Annotated in this window: 14 protein-coding genes and 1 tRNA gene; 10 read left to right on the forward strand and 5 right to left on the reverse strand. The window is 68.8% G+C overall.

Features of this window, described 5'->3' with window-relative positions:
* Positions 1-4: 4 nt before the first annotated feature.
* Together eno and ACLBYA_RS28605 are read right to left on the reverse strand one after the other, a co-directional pair.
* Entirely contained in the window at positions 5-1,294 is a 1,290-nt protein-coding gene (gene eno, locus ACLBYA_RS28600) for a phosphopyruvate hydratase (RefSeq protein ID WP_447712859.1), read from the reverse strand.
* A 78-nt stretch (positions 1,295-1,372) separates the two neighbouring features.
* Entirely contained in the window at positions 1,373-2,113 is a 741-nt protein-coding gene (locus ACLBYA_RS28605; protein WP_447712909.1) for a lytic transglycosylase domain-containing protein, read from the reverse strand.
* A gap of 237 nt (positions 2,114-2,350) precedes the next feature.
* Here ACLBYA_RS28605 and ACLBYA_RS28610 point away from each other — a divergent pair, with 237 nt between their 5' ends.
* The 6 genes from ACLBYA_RS28610 (at position 2,351) to ACLBYA_RS28635 (ending at position 8,363) form a co-directional block, all read left to right on the forward strand.
* Entirely contained in the window at positions 2,351-3,289 is a 939-nt protein-coding gene (locus ACLBYA_RS28610; protein WP_447712860.1) for an EfeM/EfeO family lipoprotein, read from the forward strand.
* A complete protein-coding gene (locus ACLBYA_RS28615) occupies positions 3,286-4,524 on the forward strand; it encodes a Dyp-type peroxidase (RefSeq protein WP_447712861.1) in 1,239 nt (412 codons plus the stop codon). The genes ACLBYA_RS28610 and ACLBYA_RS28615 overlap by 4 nt, the downstream gene beginning before the upstream one ends.
* 115 nt (positions 4,525-4,639) lie before the next feature.
* Complete coding sequence (locus ACLBYA_RS28620) at positions 4,640-5,182, forward strand: hypothetical protein (protein ID WP_447712862.1); 543 nt, start codon at positions 4,640-4,642, stop codon at positions 5,180-5,182.
* Between the two features lie 101 nt (positions 5,183-5,283).
* Positions 5,284-6,708: a PepSY-associated TM helix domain-containing protein gene (locus tag ACLBYA_RS28625; RefSeq protein ID WP_447712863.1), complete on the forward strand. Its 1,425-nt coding sequence runs from the start codon at positions 5,284-5,286 to the stop codon at positions 6,706-6,708.
* A gap of 61 nt (positions 6,709-6,769) precedes the next feature.
* Complete coding sequence (locus ACLBYA_RS28630; RefSeq protein ID WP_447712864.1) at positions 6,770-7,180, forward strand: copper chaperone PCu(A)C; 411 nt, start codon at positions 6,770-6,772, stop codon at positions 7,178-7,180.
* Positions 7,173-8,363 (forward strand): Dyp-type peroxidase, encoded by a 1,191-nt coding sequence (locus tag ACLBYA_RS28635; RefSeq protein ID WP_447712865.1) that lies wholly within the window; start codon positions 7,173-7,175, stop codon positions 8,361-8,363. Before ACLBYA_RS28630 ends, ACLBYA_RS28635 begins: the two co-directional genes overlap by 8 nt.
* Positions 8,364-8,437: 74 nt before the next feature.
* On the opposite strand, the gene ACLBYA_RS28640 is transcribed toward ACLBYA_RS28635, so the two are convergent.
* Positions 8,438-9,361, reverse strand: coding sequence for a nucleoside triphosphate pyrophosphohydrolase (locus tag ACLBYA_RS28640; RefSeq protein ID WP_447712866.1), 924 nt, complete (start codon positions 9,359-9,361; stop codon positions 8,438-8,440).
* Positions 9,358-12,996 (reverse strand): transcription-repair coupling factor, encoded by a 3,639-nt coding sequence (gene mfd, locus ACLBYA_RS28645; protein WP_447712867.1) that lies wholly within the window; start codon positions 12,994-12,996, stop codon positions 9,358-9,360. Before mfd ends, ACLBYA_RS28640 begins: the two co-directional genes overlap by 4 nt.
* 112 nt (positions 12,997-13,108) lie before the next feature.
* Between mfd and ACLBYA_RS28650 the strand changes: the two genes are divergently transcribed.
* Positions 13,109-14,668 carry an alpha/beta hydrolase gene (locus ACLBYA_RS28650; RefSeq protein ID WP_447712868.1) on the forward strand — a complete coding sequence of 520 codons (1,560 nt, stop codon included), beginning with the start codon at positions 13,109-13,111 and terminating at the stop codon, positions 14,666-14,668.
* Positions 14,668-15,255 (forward strand): LppA family lipoprotein, encoded by a 588-nt coding sequence (locus ACLBYA_RS28655; RefSeq protein ID WP_447712869.1) that lies wholly within the window; start codon positions 14,668-14,670, stop codon positions 15,253-15,255. The genes ACLBYA_RS28650 and ACLBYA_RS28655 overlap by 1 nt, the downstream gene beginning before the upstream one ends.
* Before the next feature lies 1 nt (position 15,256).
* Here the strand turns inward: ACLBYA_RS28655 and ACLBYA_RS28660 are convergent, their stop codons facing one another.
* Positions 15,257-15,850 carry a TetR/AcrR family transcriptional regulator gene (locus tag ACLBYA_RS28660; RefSeq protein WP_447712910.1) on the reverse strand — a complete coding sequence of 198 codons (594 nt, stop codon included), beginning with the start codon at positions 15,848-15,850 and terminating at the stop codon, positions 15,257-15,259.
* A gap of 87 nt (positions 15,851-15,937) precedes the next feature.
* On the opposite strand from ACLBYA_RS28660, the gene ACLBYA_RS28665 reads away from it, so the two are divergent.
* Both ACLBYA_RS28665 and glmU read left to right on the forward strand, forming a co-directional pair.
* Positions 15,938-16,009: transfer RNA gene (locus ACLBYA_RS28665), tRNA-Gln, on the forward strand.
* Between the two features lie 143 nt (positions 16,010-16,152).
* Complete coding sequence (gene glmU / locus ACLBYA_RS28670; protein ID WP_447712911.1) at positions 16,153-17,532, forward strand: bifunctional UDP-N-acetylglucosamine diphosphorylase/glucosamine-1-phosphate N-acetyltransferase GlmU; 1,380 nt, start codon at positions 16,153-16,155, stop codon at positions 17,530-17,532.
* The last annotated feature ends 70 nt before the right edge of the window (positions 17,533-17,602 follow it).

The raw sequence follows: 17,602 nt of genomic DNA on the forward strand, positions 1-17,602 counted from the left end.
GACGTTACTGGCTCGCAGGCGTGAACCGGGGGAACGCGAGGTCACCGGCGTACCGAGCGGCGTCACCGAGGGCCTCCTCGATGCGCAGCAACTGGTTGTACTTGGCCACCCGCTCGCTGCGAGCAGGCGCACCGGTCTTGATCTGACCGCTGCCCACGGCGACGGCCAGGTCGGCGATGGTGGTGTCCTCGGTCTCACCGGAGCGGTGGCTCATCATGGTGCGGTAGCCGCTGTTGTGCGCCAACGACACGGCGTCCAGCGTCTCGGTGAGGGTGCCGATCTGGTTGACCTTGACCAGCAGCGCGTTCGCGGCACCCTTCTCGATGCCCTCCTCCAGGCGCTCCGGGTTGGTGACGAACAGGTCGTCGCCGACCAGCTGCACCCGGTCACCGATGGCGGTCGTCAGGGCGACCCAGCCCTCCCAGTCGTCCTCGGACAGCGGATCCTCGATGGACACCAGCGGGTAGGAGTCGAGCAGACCGGCGTAGAACTCGGCCATCTGCTCGGCGGTGCGGGTCTCCTTCTCGAAGGCGTAACCCGTTCCGTCGGTGTAGAACTCGGTGGCTGCGACGTCCAGCGCCAGCGCCACATCGGTGCCGACCTTGAAGCCGGCGGCCTCGATGGCGGTGCCGATGAGGTCCAGGGCGGCCTTGGTGCCGGGCAGATCGGGGGCGAAACCACCCTCGTCGCCCAGGCCGGTGGACAGGCCCTGCTTCTTGAGGACCGACTTCAGCGAGTGGTAGACCTCGGCGCCCCAGCGCAGCGACTCCTTGAAGGTCGGGGCGCCGATCGGGGCGATCATGAATTCCTGGACGTCCACCCCGGTGTCGGCGTGGGCGCCGCCGTTGATGATGTTCATCATCGGCACCGGCAGGATGTGCGCGTTCGGGCCGCCGACATAACGGAACAGCGGCAGACCGGCCGAGTCGGCCGCGGCGCGAGCCACCGCCAGGGACAGGCCGAGGATGGCGTTGGCGCCCAGCCGGGACTTGTCCGGGGTGCCGTCCAGATCCAGCAGGGCCTGGTCGACCAGGCGCTGATCATCGGCGGACAGCCCGATGACCGCGGGGGCGATCTCGTCGAGCACGGCCTCGACGGCCTTCTCGACGCCCTTGCCCAGATAGCGGGGGCCGCCGTCACGCAACTCGACCGCCTCGTGTTCGCCGGTGGACGCGCCGGACGGCACGGCCGCGCGGGCCACGGTGCCGTCGATCAGGGCCACCTCGACCTCAACGGTCGGGTTACCACGAGAGTCGAGGATCTCGCGGGCTCCGACCTGTTCGATGATGGGCACGGGTTCCTCCTGGAAATCGGTCTTGGGATGGGCGTGCGTTCGCTATGAGCCTAGAGGTTGCGTCTCAACCTGGCGTTATCAGAGGGGGTGCCCGTCGGCGTAGGCCGTGGCCCAGTCCCGGACACCGCGGGCGTACTGGTTGGACAGGTTGTAGGCGCGCAACGCCTCCATCCAGCCCCGCGGGGTGGACAGGTCCTTACCGCGCCAGCACAGGTACCCGGCCGCCGACAGGGCCGCATCGTCGAAATTGTCGGGACTGATCACACCGTCGTTGTTGGCGTCGACGCCGTACAGCCGCCAGGTCTCGGGGATGAACTGCATGGGGCCCATCGCCCGGTCCAGATGCGGGTCGCCGTCCAGGCGGCCCTGGTCGGTGTCGAGGATCTGCATGTTGCCCATCGTCCCGTCCAGCTGGACACCCCGAATGGGCGGGCGCACATCGCCGTTCGGGGCGATGGTCGCACCGTGGTAGGTGCCGTGATGGCTTTCCACCATGCCGATGCCGGCCAACGTGGTCCAGGCCAGATTGCATTTCGGGTTGACCACCTCGGCCACCCGCGCCGCATAGGCGTAGGCCTGCAGCGCCTGCTCCGGGATGCCGATGTCCGGGGCCAGTTCGGCGGCCCATTCGCGCAGCTGGTCCGCGGGACGGCCGGGAGCGTTGGTGTCGATGGCCGGAACGGGGGCACCGCGCGGGGGTGGCACACCGTCGGGGATCGGATCGCCGGATTGGAAGGAGCAGCTGGACGCGAGCAGCAACAACGCGGCGGCGACCACCAGGGCCACCCGCAGCCAGCGGGTACGCCACGTACCGGCAATACCGCGCGTGGCAACCGGCGGCACCGGCTCGACGGTCGGCGCCGCGGGCGACACACTCCCGGCCACACTCCGCACGTCCGACAAGGCACTCCCTAGATGCAACCCGGGGCCCTCACACCCCCGGTCAAGAGTAACTGCGGCGGTGACACGGACAGTCGATCGCTCGAGTTCGGTCAGGTATGCCTATCCAATACTCCTCGAACATGTACTGTGCACGCAGTCCCCCAAGGAGGTTCGATGAAGCACCATATTGCCTGGCAGATACCGGTTGTCGCGGCAGCCTTGATTCTCAGCGGATGTTCGGGTGGTGATTCGAACAGCGGCTCGGACACCTCGAGCAGCGCTGCCTCCTCGGGCGCGTCGACCACCACGTCTGCCGAGGCAGCGGCGCCCAACCCGCTGACCGAGAAGGCCGCCGAGGAATACAAGGCCTACGCGATCGCCGAGATCGACCAGCTCGTCACCGTGGTGAAGGTGTTCACCGACGCCGTGCGCGCCGGTGACCTGCAGGCCGCCCAGGACGCCTACGCGCCGTCCCGTGCGCCGTGGGAGCGCATCGAACCGATCGCCGGCCTGGTCGAGGAGATCGACGGCAAGATCGACGCCCGCGTCGACGACTTCGCCGGTGTCGACGACCCGGAGTTCACCGGCTGGCACCGGTTGGAGTACCTGCTGTTCGAGAAGAACACCCTCGAGGGCGCCGCACCGTTCGCCGATCAGCTCGACGCCGATATCGCCGAACTCAAGGCGCAGTTCCCGTCGGTCGAGGTGAAGCCCGTCGATGTGTCGACCGGTGCCGCCGAGCTGATCGAAGAGGTCTCCGAGGGCAAGATCACCGGCGAAGAGGACCGCTACGCCAAGACCGACCTGTGGGACTTCGACGCCAACGTCCAGGGCGCCCGCGATGCCATCGGCAAGCTCAACCCGGCACTCGTGGAGGCCGATCCGGCGTTGCTGGGCAAGATCGAGGCCGGCCTCAACTCGGTGTTCGACACCCTGGGCCCGCTGCGCCGCGGTGACGGCTGGGTGCTGTTCTGCACCGAGAACGATCCGTACCCGTCGGCGCGTTGCCCCGAGGTCACCGTCACCCCTGAGGTGATCGACACCCTCAAGTCCGAACTCGCGGGCCTGTCGGAGAACCTGTCGCAGGTCTCGGGAGTCCTCAAACTGCAGTGAGCCGGATATCGCGGCGCGGCTTCGTCACCGGGGCGCTGGGCGCCGGCGCACTCGGTGTCGGCGCCGGGGCACTGGCGGGCTGCGGGCCCGAACCGCAGGTACCCACACCGGCCGAACGGTTCATCGAGTTCGAAGGCGCCCATCAGGCCGGGATCACCGCGCTGCCCATTCCGGAGCAGGGTCTGATCGCGTCGTTCAATGTGCACGCCAAGGATCGCGCCGAGCTGACGTCGACGCTGCAGGAACTCACCGACGAGATCCGTGGCCTGATGGCCGGCCGCCCGCCCGAGCAGCGCGACCCGGCCTATCCGCCGGTGGACTCCGGAATCCTGGGCGAGCACCCGCCCGCGGACAACCTGTCCATCGTGGTCGGGGTCGGGGCCTCGTTGTTCGACCGCCGGTTCGGGCTGGCCGACCGCAAACCCCGTGAGCTGGTCACCATGCCGTTTCTGGCCAACGACCGGCTGGACCCGAAGCTGTCGCACGGCGACATCTCGATCATCTTCGAGTCCGGGCACAACGACACCATGCAGTTCGCGCTGCGGCAGCTGATGCGCCGCACCCGCAGTGACCTGGTGCTGCGCTGGATGATCGACGGTTACGCGCGCGGTATCGGCGCGGGTAAAGCGTCCGAGGCCGCCACCCCGCGCAATCTGCTGGGCTTCAAGGACGGCACCGCCAACCTCGACGTCGCCGACCCTGCCGTGATGGACCGCCATGTCTGGGTGGGCCCCGATGACGGCGAGCCGGCCTGGGCGACCGGAGGCACCTATCAGGCCGTGCGCATCATCCGGAACTTCGTCGAGTTCTGGGATCGCACCCAGCTGGTCGAGCAGGAGGCGCTGATCGGCCGGGCCAAGGTGAGCGGCGCCCCGCTGGGGCTGGCCGGGGAATTCGACGACCCGGACTACGCGGCGGACCCGGACGGGCTGCGGATCAAGCTGAACGCGCACATCCGGCTGGCCAACCCGCGCACCCCGGAGACCGAGGAGAACCTGATCCTGCGCCGCGGGTTCAACTACTCCCGCGGTTTCGACGGGGCGGGACGCCTCGATCAGGGGTTGGCGTTCGTCGCCTACCAGCGCAGCCTGCAGAGGGGTTTCCTGGCGGTGCAGGAACGCCTCAAGGGTGAACCGCTGGAGGAGTACATCATGCCCGTCGGCGGTGGCTTCTTCTTCGTGCTGCCGGGGGTGACGGGCGAGGACCGGTTCCTGGGCGACGAACTCGTCCGCTGACAACCCGCGAGATTGCAGTTGTCGAGCGAAACTGCGACGAGTAGAGGGCTCGACAACGGCAATCTCACGATGGCTCTACTAGGCGTTGTAGTAGCACAGCGGTAGAGTCCCGCTGATGAGCACACCGACGGCACGCGCGCACGGGTTGCGCGCCACGCTGGTCGGCCTGTGCTCGGCGGTCGTCACCGTCGGCGCGCACACCGCCGTGGCCGGCGCCATGCCGCACGGCGCCGCCCTGGTCGCCGCACTGCTGGTCTGCGCGACGGCCGGTGCCGCCGCGGGCGCCGTCACCGTCGCCCACCGGCACGCCCAGGTGGTCGTGCTGGCGTGCGCGCTCGGCGCGGCACAACTGCTCAGCCACCTCACGTTGAGCGTGACCGGCGGGCACCACCACGGCGATCTCGGATTCACACCGTCGATGATCGCCGCGCACGCCGTCGCCGCCGTGGTCCTCGGGATCGCGATCGCGGCCGTCGAGCACCTGTACCGGGTGTGCGCGTCGGTGCTGTGCTGGCTGCGCCTCTTCGCCGCCCGCAATCCTGTCCCGGCGCCGCCACGCATCCGGCGGCGTACCAACAACGTTGTCGCACAGTCTGTTCTGCTGGCTCCTGGCCTCGGTATGCGGGCCCCGCCGATGGGTGACGTCGCGACCGCCTGACGGTCGACGACCTCTGACGTCCTGTACGCCGTGACCGTCTGGTCACGGCGCTTCGTGCGTACGCACGCACCCATCACTCTTGACTGAGCAGAAGGCTTTTCATGACCATTCCCGACGATATCGTCGAACCCGCAGCACCCGTTTCCGGTCCACCCCAACAACGTTGGCGCCCCCTCGTGGTGCGCCTGCACTTCTACGCCGGTGTGTTGATCGCACCGTTCATCCTGATCGCCGCCCTGACCGGTGGGCTGTACGCGATGGCCCCGACCATCGAGACAGTCGTCTACGGCGACATCCTGACCGTGGAACCGGCCGGCGAGTCACTGCCGCTGGATGAACAGGCCGCCGCGGCGCAGAACGCGTTCCCCGGGCTGACGATGGCCGGCCTGCGCCCGGCCGCCGCACCGGACGAGTCCACCCGGGTGTACTTCGCCGACCCCACCCTGAACGAGGAGCTGCAGCGCGCGGTATTCGTCGATCCGCACACCGGCCGGGTGCTCGGCGACGAGGTGACGTGGCTGGGCTACCTGCCGGTGAGCACTTGGCTGGACGGGATGCACCGGCACCTGAATCTCGGTGAGCCGGGCCGGATCTACAGCGAACTCGCGGCATCCTGGCTGTGGGTGGTGGCACTCGGCGGGCTGACCCTGTGGCTGACCAAGGCGGCCGCCGAACGCCGACGCGGACGGCCCGGCCGGGTGCTGCGGGTCGACCGCAGCGTCGACGGTCGTGCCCGCACCATGAACTGGCACGGCGCCACCGGGGTGTGGCTGCTGGTCGGGCTGCTTTTCCTCAGCGCCACCGGAATCACCTGGTCGACCTACGCCGGCGCCCACGTCACCGAACTGCGCTCGGCGATGGAGTGGAAACGCCCCGCCCTGAACACCGCACTGGACCCGGCCGCCGAAAGCGTGCACACCGGGCACGGTGAGCACGCCGGACACGGCGCCCCGACGTCGGGCACGACGGCGGTCGACTATGACGCGGTGCTGCGCGCCGCAGCCGGTGCCGGAGTGCAGCTACCGGTGGAGATGACGCTGCCCGCCGAGCCCGGCCAGGGTGTTGCGGTCACCGAGATCGACAAGCCGTACCGGCTCACCACCAATGCGGCATCGATCGACCCAGCCACCAACACCGTGAGCAGCTCGGTGGACTACTGGCGCGATTACTCGGGGATCGCAATGCTGGCCGACTGGGGCATCCGCGGGCACATGGGATTCCTGTTCGGGCTGGCCAATCAGCTGTTGCTGCTCGGGATCGCGGTGGCGTTGGTGGCGGTGATCGTCGGCGGCTACCGGATGTGGTGGCAACGCCGCCCGACCCGCGGCTCGGCCTGGGCGGTGGGCCGGCCGCCGCGCCGCGGTGGCTGGAAGCGGCTGTCGCCGTGGGCCATCGGTGCTCTGCTGCTCGGTGCCGTGGCAGTGGGCTGGTTCCTGCCGCTGCTGGGTATCTCGTTGGCGGTGTTCGTGGTGGTGGATATGGCTATCGGCGCGGCCAAGCGTCGCAAGGAGTCCGCCGATGCATAAGGTTCTTATAATCGTTGCAGCGCTTATGCTTTCGGCCTGCGCTGGTCCCGATGCCCGCACGATGGCTGATCAGGTCGCCATCGAGGAACAGTGGGCCGCCGCCACCGACGACGGTATGGCCGCCCTGTTCGGCACGCTGACCAACGCCGGGGGCACCGAAGCCCGAGTCACGTCGGGCACCTCGCCGGCGGCGGGCATGGTGGAGCTGCACGAAGTGGTCGGCGAGGCCGGCAGTAAGACCATGCAGGCCAAGGACGGTGGGCTGGTCATCCCGCCCGGCGGCAGCCACGAACTCGTGCCCGGCGGCGACCACGTGATGTTGATGGACCTGACCGGTCCGCTGGCACCGGGAGCCGAGGTCACCGTCACATTGGCCTTCGAGGACGGCTCGACGCTGCCGGTCACCGCGCAGGTGCGTGATTTCGCCGGGGCCAACGAGGAATACCAGCCCGGCCACGGCAACCATGGTTGATGTGAACCGGCGGCGCCTCCTCACCGGGGGCGCCGCCGCGCTGGCTGCCGGGACGGCGCTGACGCAATGCGGTGCCGCGCAGTCGGCGACCGTCGACGGTTTCGGTACCGCGGTGGAACCGTTCCACGGTTCGCATCAGGCCGGCATCACCACCGTCCCGCAGGCCCACGCACTGTTCGTCGCGCTGGACCTGACACCCGATACCGGTCGCAGCCCGCGCGAGGCAATCACCGCGGTGCTCAAGTTGTGGAGCGCCGACGCCGCCCGGCTCACCCAGGGCCGGCCGGCGCTGGCCGACACCGAACCCGAACTGGCTCTGCGGCCGGCCCGGTTGACCGTGACCGTCGGGTTGGGGCCGACGCTGTTCGACCGGATCGGATTGGGGCACAAGCGACCTCCGTCCGTGATCGATATGCCGGCGTTCCGGACCGACCGACTCGATCCACGATTCGGTGGCGGTGAGGTACTGCTGCAGATCTGCGCCGACGACCCGATGGTCGTCGCGCACGCGAGCCGGGTGCTGCTCAAGAATGTCCGGGCGATGACGGTGCAGCGCTGGCGGCAGTGTGGGTTCCGCAATGCGCACGGCGCAGCTGCCTCGGGCACCACCATGCGCAATGTGATGGGCCAGGTGGACGGGACCGCGAACCTGCGGACGCCGGCCGAGTTCGACCGCCATGTCTGGGATGACGGTGCGGCGCAGCCATGGTTCGCCGGTGGCTCCGTGCTGGTGTTACGACGGGTGCGTGCCGAGATGGACACCTGGGACGAACTTGACCGGGCCAGCAAGGAGTTCGCGGTAGGCCGACGCCTGGACAGCGGGGCGCCGCTGACCGGGTCCCGGGAATCCGATGTGCCCGATCTGGATGCGCAGGCGGCCGGTATCCCGGTGATCCCGCCGAATTCGCATATCGCGCTGGCGCATGCCCGCACCGACGATGAGCGGTTCCTGCGGCGACCGTACAACTATGACGATCCGCCACCGGCCGGGGTGACCACCGACAGTGGTCTGGTGTTCGCGGTGTACCAACGCGATCCGGTGCGCCAGTTCATCCCGGTACAGCAGCGACTGGCCGAGGCGGACGCCATGAATCAGTGGATCACCACGGTCGGGTCAGCGACGTTCGCGATGCTGCCCGGGGTGGCCGAGGGCGACTGGCTGGGCCAGGGGTTGCTGGCCTGAATAGTCGCCGAAACACGCGTACCCGGGGTGGGCAAGCGCTTGCCCACCCCGGGTACGCGAGTTTCGCCAGGTGCTCAGCCGGGCCAGTGGGCGCGCCACTCGTCGGCGTCGATCGGTTCGCGGGGCGCTTCCCCGATCCCGTCGGCACCCCGAGCGACCGCGACGGACCGCTCGGCCCGGCGCACGGTGTCCATGAACTCCAATACCGCTGCGCGCAGGATGTTCTCGGCGTCGGACTCGACGCCGACCTCCACGGTGCGCAGCGACTCCGGGACCAGATCGTCGGGCAGCCCGGCACCGGCGGCGCGCTCGAGCACCTTCTGGGTCAACGCCAGCGACGGCTGCCCGGTCGGCACATCGTCCATGCACGAGTCGCGGGTCTTCTCGGCCAGCTTGCGTTCCTCCCACTGGGCCAACTGCTCCTCCAGCGAAACCGACTCCCCCGCAAGCACACCCGAGGCCCGATTCCCGAGCTTGCGGACCAGGGCATCGGCGACATCGTCGATATCGAAGGAATGCTGCGGGGCGTCCTGGGCGATCCGGGCATGGAACAGCACCTGCAGCAGCACATCTCCGAGTTCGACGCGCAGTTCGTCGGCGTCCCCGCTGCGCACGGCGTCGAACAGTTCGTAGGTCTCCTCCAGCAGATAGCGGCGCAGCGAATGGTGGGTCTGCTCGCTCTCCCACGGTCCGTCGGTGCGCAGCCGGTCCATGATCGCGACGGCGTCGACCAACCGCTCACCGACGTGCGGTGCGGGCGCGGCGATCAGCTTGGCACCGGCCGCCAGCCGGGACCTGACCTCGGGATGATCAGGATCCGAGGACAGCAGCACCGGTGCGGCGTCGGAGCCATCGGACAGAAACGGCCGCGCCGACGGCAACGACCACGGCACCTTGATCGGCATCTCCTCGGTGTACTGCACATCACCGGCGAGCAGCGCGACGGCCTCCACCGGGACCAGCAGCGGCCGTCGCGGATCAACGAGAACGACGGTCATTTGACGCCTCCGGCGTCCGAACTCGACGTGACACCGCCGGTGATGTCGACCTCGTCGGCGGGGCGGCCGTCCAGCGCGAGCAGCAGCCCGGCAACCGCCTGCAACAACTCCAGATCGCGGATCCGGGGTGCGCCCACCCCGCTGCCGGCCCGCGGGATCGGGATCTGCACCGTCGAGGTGGTGGCCCGGTACGCCGAGCCGGGATAGATCCTCTTGAGCCGTAATTGACCGGAGTCCAGCAGCGTCAACGGTGAAACTTTCAGCGTGGAGTCCGAGATGGCGGCCACCTCGGTGACCCCGTACTCACGGCACAGCAGGCGCAGCCGCGCGACGGCGACCAACCGCTGCGCGGCCTCGGGCAGCGGGCCGTACCGGTCGACGAGTTCCTCGATGACACGGCCGATTCCGGCACCGTCGGATGCCGCGGCGAGGCGTCGGTAGGCCTCCAACCGGAGCCGGTCGCTGCCGATGTAGTCCGGTGGCAGGTGCGCGTCCACCGGCAGGTCGATGCGCACATCCTTTGGTTCCTCAACACCTACAACGGTTTTGCCGTCCACCGCGGCGCGGTAGGCCTCGACGGCCTCGCCCACCAGCCGCACGTACAGGTCGAATCCGACCCCTGCGACGTGCCCGGACTGCTCGACACCGAGCACATTGCCGGCACCGCGGATCTCCAGGTCCTTCATCGCGACCGCCATACCGGCGCCCAGATCGTTGTTCTGCGCGATGGTGGCCAGCCGGTCGTGTGCGGTCTCGGTGAGCGGAACCTCGGGCGGATACAGGAAATACGCGTAACCACGTTCGCGGCTTCGGCCCACCCGGCCGCGCAGCTGATGCAGCTGGGACAGACCGAAGGTGTCGGCGCGCTCAACGATCAGGGTGTTGGCGTTCGAGATGTCCAACCCGGTCTCGACGATGGTGGTGCACACCAGGATGTCGAACTCCCGGTTCCAGAATCCCTCGACCGTCTTCTCCAGGGTCTCCTCGTTCATCTGGCCGTGTGCCACCACCACCCGGGCCTCGGGCACCATCGCCTGCACCCGGGCGGCGGCCTGATCGATGGACTTCACCCGGTTGTGGATGTAGAACGCCTGCCCGTCGCGCAGCAGCTCCCGGCGCAGTGCCGCGGCGACCTGTTTGTCGTCATGCGGGCCGACGTAGGTCAGCACCGGGAAGCGTTCCTCGGGCGGGGTCAGGATGGTCGACATCTCGCGGATACCGGCCAGGCTCATCTCCAGGGTGCGCGGGATCGGGGTGGCGCTCATGGTGAGCACGTCGACGTGGGTGCGCAGGCTCTTGATGTGTTCCTTGTGTTCGACGCCGAAGCGCTGTTCCTCGTCGACGATGACCAGACCGAGGTCCTTCCAGCGCACCGCGGTCTGCAACAGCCGGTGCGTGCCGATGACGACATCGACCGAACCGTCCACCATTCCGTCCAGCACGGCCTTGGACTCGCTCGGATCGGTGAACCGCGACAGGCCTTTCACCGTCACCGGGAAGCCGGCCATCCGGGCGGTGAAGGTCTGCAGGTGCTGATCGGCCAACAGCGTCGTGGGCACCAGCACTGCGACCTGCTTACCGTCCTGCACCGCCTTGAATGCCGCGCGGACCGCGATCTCGGTCTTGCCGTAGCCGACGTCACCGCAGATCACCCGGTCCATCGGGACCGGCTTCTCCATATCCGCCTTGACCTCGGTGATGGCCGTCATCTGGTCCATCGTTTCGGTGAAGCCGAACGCGTCCTCCATCTCGGCCTGCCACGGGGTGTCCGGGCCGAAGGCGTGCCCGGGGGCCGCCTGCCGTTTGGCGTACAACGACACCAGCTCTCCGGCGATCTCGCGAACCGCCTTGCGCGCCTTGGTCTTCGTGTTGGTCCAGTCGCTGCCACCGAGCCGGCTCAGGGTGGGCGCCTGCCCGCCGACGTAGCGGGACAGCTGATCCAGCGAGTCCATCGGGACGTACAGCTTGTCGGTGCCGCCACCGCGCTTGGCCGAGGCGTACTCCAGCACCAGGTATTCGCGGCGCGCCCCGCCGATGACCCGCTCGGTCATCTCGACGAACTTGCCGATGCCGTGCTGATCGTGCACCACCAGGTCACCGGCGGCCAGCGCCAGCGGGTCGACCACGTTACGACGTTTGGCGGCAAGGCGTTTGCCGTCGGTGGCGGCGACCCGGTTACCGGTCAGATCGGTCTCCGTGATGACCACCAGGTTGGCGCCGGGGATCACCACACCGTCGTGCAGCGGCCCCTTCAAGACGCCGACCACACCGGCGGCCGGTTGCGCCCCGGACTCCAGAAGCGTTGCGGGCGTGTCAGCTTCGGCGAGCTGCTCGACAACACGCTGCGCGGTACCCGAACCCGGTGTGACCACCACGGCGAAGCCACCGGTCGCCACATGCGCCCGCAGCATCGCGAAGATCTCGTCGACCGCGTGTTGGCTGCGCGCGGACGGCGCGGGCCGCACATCGAGCTCGACGGCACCCTCATCGGTCAGCTGGGTCAGCGTCCACCAGCGACCCGCGGCGGCACGCACCTCCTCGAGTTCACGGAAACCCGAGCCACCGAGGGCCTCGATGTCCACCGGGGCCGCGCCGCCGAGGGCGGCCACCGACCAGGAGGCCTCCAGGAATTCGCGGCCGGTGCGGATCAGGTCCGCGGCCCGGGTGCGCACCTTCTCGGGATCGCATACCAGCACCGGGGTGCCCACAGGCAGGTGGCCGGTGAGCAGGGTCAGCTCGTCGGGCTGCAGCACCGGCAGCAACGCCTCCATACCGTCGACCGGGATACCGTCGGCCAGTTTGGCCAGCATGTCGCCGATCGAACCGGCCACGGTGTTGTCGGTCTGAGGCATCGAGCCGACCAACTGCGCGGCACGGTCCTTGACGGTCTCGGTGATCAGGATCTCCCGGCACGGCACCGCGTCCACCCGGTTGATCTCGATCTCGGTGATGGATCGCTGGTCAGCCACCGAGAACATCCGCATCTCAGAGACCTCGTCACCCCAGAACTCCACGCGCACAGGGTGTTCGGCGGTCGGCGGGAAGACATCCAGGATGCCGCCGCGGACCGCGAACTCACCGCGCTTGGCGACCATGTCCACGCGGGTGTAGGCCAGTTCCACCAGCCGCGCGATGGTGTCGTCGAAATCGGATTCCGCCCCGACGGCCAGCGTCACCGGCGCCAGATCACCCAGGCCGGCGACCATCGGCTGCAACAGCGACCGGGCCGTGGTGACCACCACCTGCAGCGGCGGGCCGAGGTGCTCGTCATCGGGGCGGGCCAGCCGACGCAGCACCAGCATCCGCGCACCGACGGTTTCCACCCCGGGTGAGAGCCGCTCATGCGGCAGCGTCTCCCAGGACGGGAACAGCGCGACAGCCTCGCCGAGGACGGCCTTGAGTTCGGCGGTCAGGTCGTCGGCTTCGCGGCCGGTCGCGGTGACCACCAGCAGCGGGCCGGTGCGGGCCAGCGCCGCGGCGGTGAACAGCCGGGCACTGGCCGGGCCGACCATCGACAACGTGTCGGGGCGGCCCTGCGCACGGTCGATCAGATCGATGAAGGTGGGCGAGGTGAGCGCCAGATCGACGAGCCCCGCGATCGGGATTTGGACATGCGTGTGCCCCGGTGCGGTCATGATGGGTCCATCTTAGGTGGCGCCGGTGCAGCCCGAAATTTGGCGCAGGACCGCCGTCGGCGCGGTGTTAGCGTGCTGACAGCACGTCTGTCGGGGGTCAGGGGGTGACACGGTGACCGTGACGATCCCGGTCGTCGCCGCCAGCAACCCTGCCACCCTGTCCGACGCCGCCGCAGGCCTGCAGGGCAAGATCGGCCTGCTCGATTCGGCGATCGCCGACCAGCAACGCATGCTCACCGACCTGTCCGCCGGCTGGGAGGGCACCGCGTCGACGGCCGCGGCGGCCGGCGGCATGCAGACCGTGGCGCGGCTCACGGATCTGCGGACCCGGCTGCAGACCGTCCAAGCCACGCTGGCCGCGGGCGGTACCAATCTCACACCGCTGCGGCAGGCCGTCGTCGACGTGGCACAGCAGGCCGCCGCGCTCGGCGGCATCGTCGGCGCGGACGGCACGGTGACCTCGACCGGTTCCGGCGCGCTGCTGACACCACAGGTTGCCGCCGCCTACAGCAGCGTGCTCAAGTCGCTGCTGCAACAGTTCGATGCCGTCGATCAGGCCACCGCCGACGCCGTCAAGCAGGCGTCCTGGGGCATGGACGGCGAACCCGGTGAGGCGCCGCCATCGGAACCCGATATCGAGGAGCTCAAGCCTCCCGAGGGCGCCACCGACACCGAGGTCAACCAGTGGTGGGACGGGCTGAGCGCGCAGGATCAGCAGCGCATCATCGCCGAGCGCCCGCAATGGATCGGCAATCTCGACGGGGTGCCGGGCACCGCACGTGATCTGGCCAACCGCAACCGGCTGGAGACCATGCGTCGCGACCCGAATCTGAGCCCCGAGGAACGCGGCACCATCGCCGCGATCGATGACGCATTGTCCAAACCGGACCGCCAACTTCTGGTGCTGGATTTCGACGGCGAGCATCCCAAGGTGGCCATCGCGAGCGGCAACGTCGACACCGCCGACCACGTCAGCGTGTACGTGCCGGGAACCGGATCGGTGCCCTACGACAAACCCAAGGCCGGTAACGATCTGCCGACCTATGTCGAGCAGTCGGAGTGGCTGCGGGCCGAGACCGAACGGGTGCTCGACAACGCCGGTAAGTCGGACGAGACAGTCGCCACGGTGGCCTGGTTGGGTTACGAGCCGCCGTCGAACCTGGCCCAGGCCGGCAGCGGCCACTACGCCGACGACAATGCGCCCAAGCTGGCTTCGTTCCTGAACGGCATCGACAGCTCCCGCGAGACCGACCCGCACCTCACCGTGCTGGGCCACTCCTACGGTTCGACGCTGGCCAGCGAGGCCCTGCAGCGCGGCACCGCCGCCGATGACGTGGTGTTCATGGGCTCGCCGGGACTGGAGACCAACCCGTGGCAGTACTTCGACGATGTGACCCCGGCCGACCTGCACATGGCCGAGGGCAACGTGTACATCCAGCACGCCAAGAACGACATCGTGGCCGATCTGGGACGCTACGGTGCGGCCATGCCGTCGAGCCTGCCCGGTTTCATCGACCTGTCGACCAATGCCGAGGCGACACCGCTGGGCGCGCGCAACGAATCGACCGGCCACAGCGAGTACTCCTTCGTCGACACCACCGCGCTGTACAACCAGGCGGTGGTGGTGGCAGGTCTGGGATCCGACGATCGATACGTGAAGGTGGAGGATTGATGTGGCGCCCGCTGATCGCTTTTCTGGTGGCATTGGCACTGACGGGCTGCGGACCGATGTTTGAGTCGCAGTACACCGGCCCCGGCGAGGGTGACTACGGCTACGGGGTGCCCGAGGAACTGCAGCCGCTGCTGGAGCGCCGCGACGCCGAAGACGTTCTGGCCGACCGCGATCGGATGATCGGCGAGATCACCGCGGAGCTGAGCCGCATCGTCCCAGGCTCGTCATGGCTGCCCAACCGCGACGAGCGCAGCACCGGATGCGGCGATTTCGGCTCGACCGACGGCAACGTCTACTTCAGCCGCAACTATGTGTCGCAGGTGCCGGTCACCGCGGCGCTGTGGCCGGCGGCATCGCAGGCCGTCGTCGATATCGCCGCGCGGTACGGCTTCACCGATGTCACCGGCCGCACAGAGAATGAGACCGACGATCAGGCCGGCCCCCATGCGATGGACCTGACCATCGCCGACGAGCACGGCGGCCGGGTCGCGTTCGGATCGATGGTGGCGGCGTCGCTGCAGGTCACCACGGGGTGCTACCTGACGGCCGAGAACAAGCGCAAGGCCCGCGAGGCCGCGCCGAGTTAGCTCACTCCGCGTGCAGCTGCGGGTCGGCCTCCAGGTGCGTCAACCCGTTCCACACCACGTTGACGACGTGCGCGGCGACCACTTCCTTCTTTGGTTCGCGTACATCGAGCCACCACTGCGCGGTCATCGAGACCGATCCGACCAACGCCTGCGCGTACAGCGGAGCCAGGTCCGGGTCCAGCCCGCGGCGGGAGAAATCGCCGGCGAGGATCGAGGCGACCTGGTTGGCGGCGTCGTTGAGCAGCGTCGCATAGGTGCCCGAGGTGAGCGCCGCCGGCGAATCGCGGACCAGGATGCGAAACCCGTCGGTGTGTTCCTCGACATAGGTCAGCAATGCCAGGGCCACCAGCTCGATCCGCACCCGGGACCGGTTCTTCACCAGCGATGAGGTGATGCCGTCGAGCAGTGTCGACATCTCACGATCCACGACGACGGCGTACAGCCCCTCCTTGCCGCCGAAATGCTCGTACACGACGGGTTTGGACACGTTGGCGCGCTGCGCGATCTCCTCGATGGAGGTGCCGTCAAAGCCGCGTTCGGCAAACAGCGACTTGGCGATCTCGATGAGCTGCTGGCGGCGTTCGCTGCCGGTCATCCGGGCACGCGGTGCCCGGGCGTCTTTCTCGGGTGCTGCCACGGACTAAAGACTAGCCGCCGTCGACTAGAGTCTCGGGTTGATCGGTCCGTCGTGGTGTAATCGGCAGCACCTCTGATTTTGGTTCAGATAGTTCAGGTTCGAGTCCTGGCGACGGAGCAGACAGCACCCGCAGCGCGAGTGACCCCGAACGCACAGCGGCGACGGCGTGTCCGCGTACAGACACGGTCGCTCGCCGGAAGGAAGGGCCCGTGTCGACTGAAATCGCCGTGATCGTCCTGGCCGCCGGGGCCGGTACCCGGATGCGGTCGGCCATCCCCAAGGTCCTGCACCCGCTCGGCGGGCGCAGCATGCTGGCCCACACCCTGCACGCCATCGGCGCGCTGACACCCACCCACACCGTGGTTGTCGTCGGGCACGGTCGTGACCAGGTGAGCGCCGAGGTCGCCCGGATCAGCGGCCAGGCCGTCACCGTGGTGCAGGAGGAACAGCTCGGCACCGGGCATGCCGTCGGCGTCGGGCTGTCCGGGCTGCCCGACGGTTTCGCCGGCACCGTCATCGTCACCACCGCCGATGTGCCGTTGCTCGACGGCGCGACCCTGACGACGCTGGCCGACGCGCACACCGGAGCCGGCGTCACCATCTTGACCACCACACTGACCGACCCGACCGGGTACGGGCGCATCATCCGCGACGCCGACAGCTCGGTGACCGCGATCGTCGAACAGGCCGACGCCGACGAAGCCCAACGCGCCATCGCCGAGATCAACTCCGGGGTCTACGCATTCGACGCCGCCGCGCTGCGGACGGCACTGACCCGGCTGCGCACCGACAACGCCCAGGGCGAGCTGTACCTGACCGACGCCATCGCGCTGATCCGCACCGCAGGCCTGCCGGTGCGGGCCCAGCACGTCGACGACACCACCCTGGTCTCCGGCGTCAACGACCGGGTGCAGCTGTCGGTGCTGGCAGCCGAGCTGAACCGGCGCACCATCGAACGCCACCAGCGGGCCGGGGTCACCGTCATCGATCCGGGCACCACCTGGATCGACGTCGACGTCGAGATCGGCCCCGACACCGTCATCAACCCCGGCACCCAGCTGCTGGGGGTCACCGCGATCGGCTCCGGTGCCACCATCGGTCCGGACACCACGCTGACGTCGATGGAGGTCGGCGACGGCGCCACCGTCATCCGCACCCACGGCGAGTTGTCGGTGATCGGCGCGGGCGCCACCGTCGGCCCGTTCACCTATCTGCGGCCGGGCACCACGCTGGGCGCCGACGGCAAGCTCGGCGCGTTCGTGGAGACCAAGAACTCGACCATCGGTGCGGGCACCAAGGTGCCGCACCTGACCTATGTCGGCGACGCCGATATCGGCGAACACAGCAATATCGGCGCCTCCAGTGTGTTCGTCAACTACGACGGAGAGACCAAGCGGCGCACCACCATCGGGTCGCACGTCCGCACCGGGTCGGACACCATGTTCGTGGCACCGGTGACCGTCGGCGACGGCGCCTACACCGGTGCCGGCACGGTGCTGCGCGAGGACGTACCGCCCGGCGCGCTGGCGGTCTCGGACAACACCCAACGCACCATCGAGGGCTGGGTGCTACGCAAGCGCCCAGCAAGTTCGTCGGCCGAGGCCGCCCGCAACGCCGGAGCAGCCGAACCCGACGCCTGATGTTGGCATTCTGGTAACCCGGGGACGCGGGGCGGTTACTGGCCCGTACGATTGCCCCGTATCGATCCCC

Source organism: Mycobacterium sp. C31M, from assembly GCF_053345865.1.

Coding starts and splice junctions, on each gene's coding strand:
- mfd (WP_447712867.1), bottom strand. CDS start 12,996: ATGACCGCACCGGGGCACACGCATGTCCAAATCCCGATCGCGGGGCTC.
- ACLBYA_RS28660 (WP_447712910.1), bottom strand. CDS start 15,850: ATGACCGGCAGCGAACGCCGCCAGCAGCTCATCGAGATCGCCAAGTCG.
- ACLBYA_RS28655 (WP_447712869.1), top strand. CDS start 14,668: ATGTGGCGCCCGCTGATCGCTTTTCTGGTGGCATTGGCACTGACGGGC.
- ACLBYA_RS28625 (WP_447712863.1), top strand. CDS start 5,284: ATGACCATTCCCGACGATATCGTCGAACCCGCAGCACCCGTTTCCGGT.
- ACLBYA_RS28640 (WP_447712866.1), bottom strand. CDS start 9,361: ATGACCGTCGTTCTCGTTGATCCGCGACGGCCGCTGCTGGTCCCGGTG.
- glmU (WP_447712911.1), top strand. CDS start 16,153: ATGCGGTCGGCCATCCCCAAGGTCCTGCACCCGCTCGGCGGGCGCAGC.
- ACLBYA_RS28610 (WP_447712860.1), top strand. CDS start 2,351: ATGAAGCACCATATTGCCTGGCAGATACCGGTTGTCGCGGCAGCCTTG.
- ACLBYA_RS28635 (WP_447712865.1), top strand. CDS start 7,173: ATGGTTGATGTGAACCGGCGGCGCCTCCTCACCGGGGGCGCCGCCGCG.
- ACLBYA_RS28630 (WP_447712864.1), top strand. CDS start 6,770: ATGGCTGATCAGGTCGCCATCGAGGAACAGTGGGCCGCCGCCACCGAC.
- ACLBYA_RS28620 (WP_447712862.1), top strand. CDS start 4,640: ATGAGCACACCGACGGCACGCGCGCACGGGTTGCGCGCCACGCTGGTC.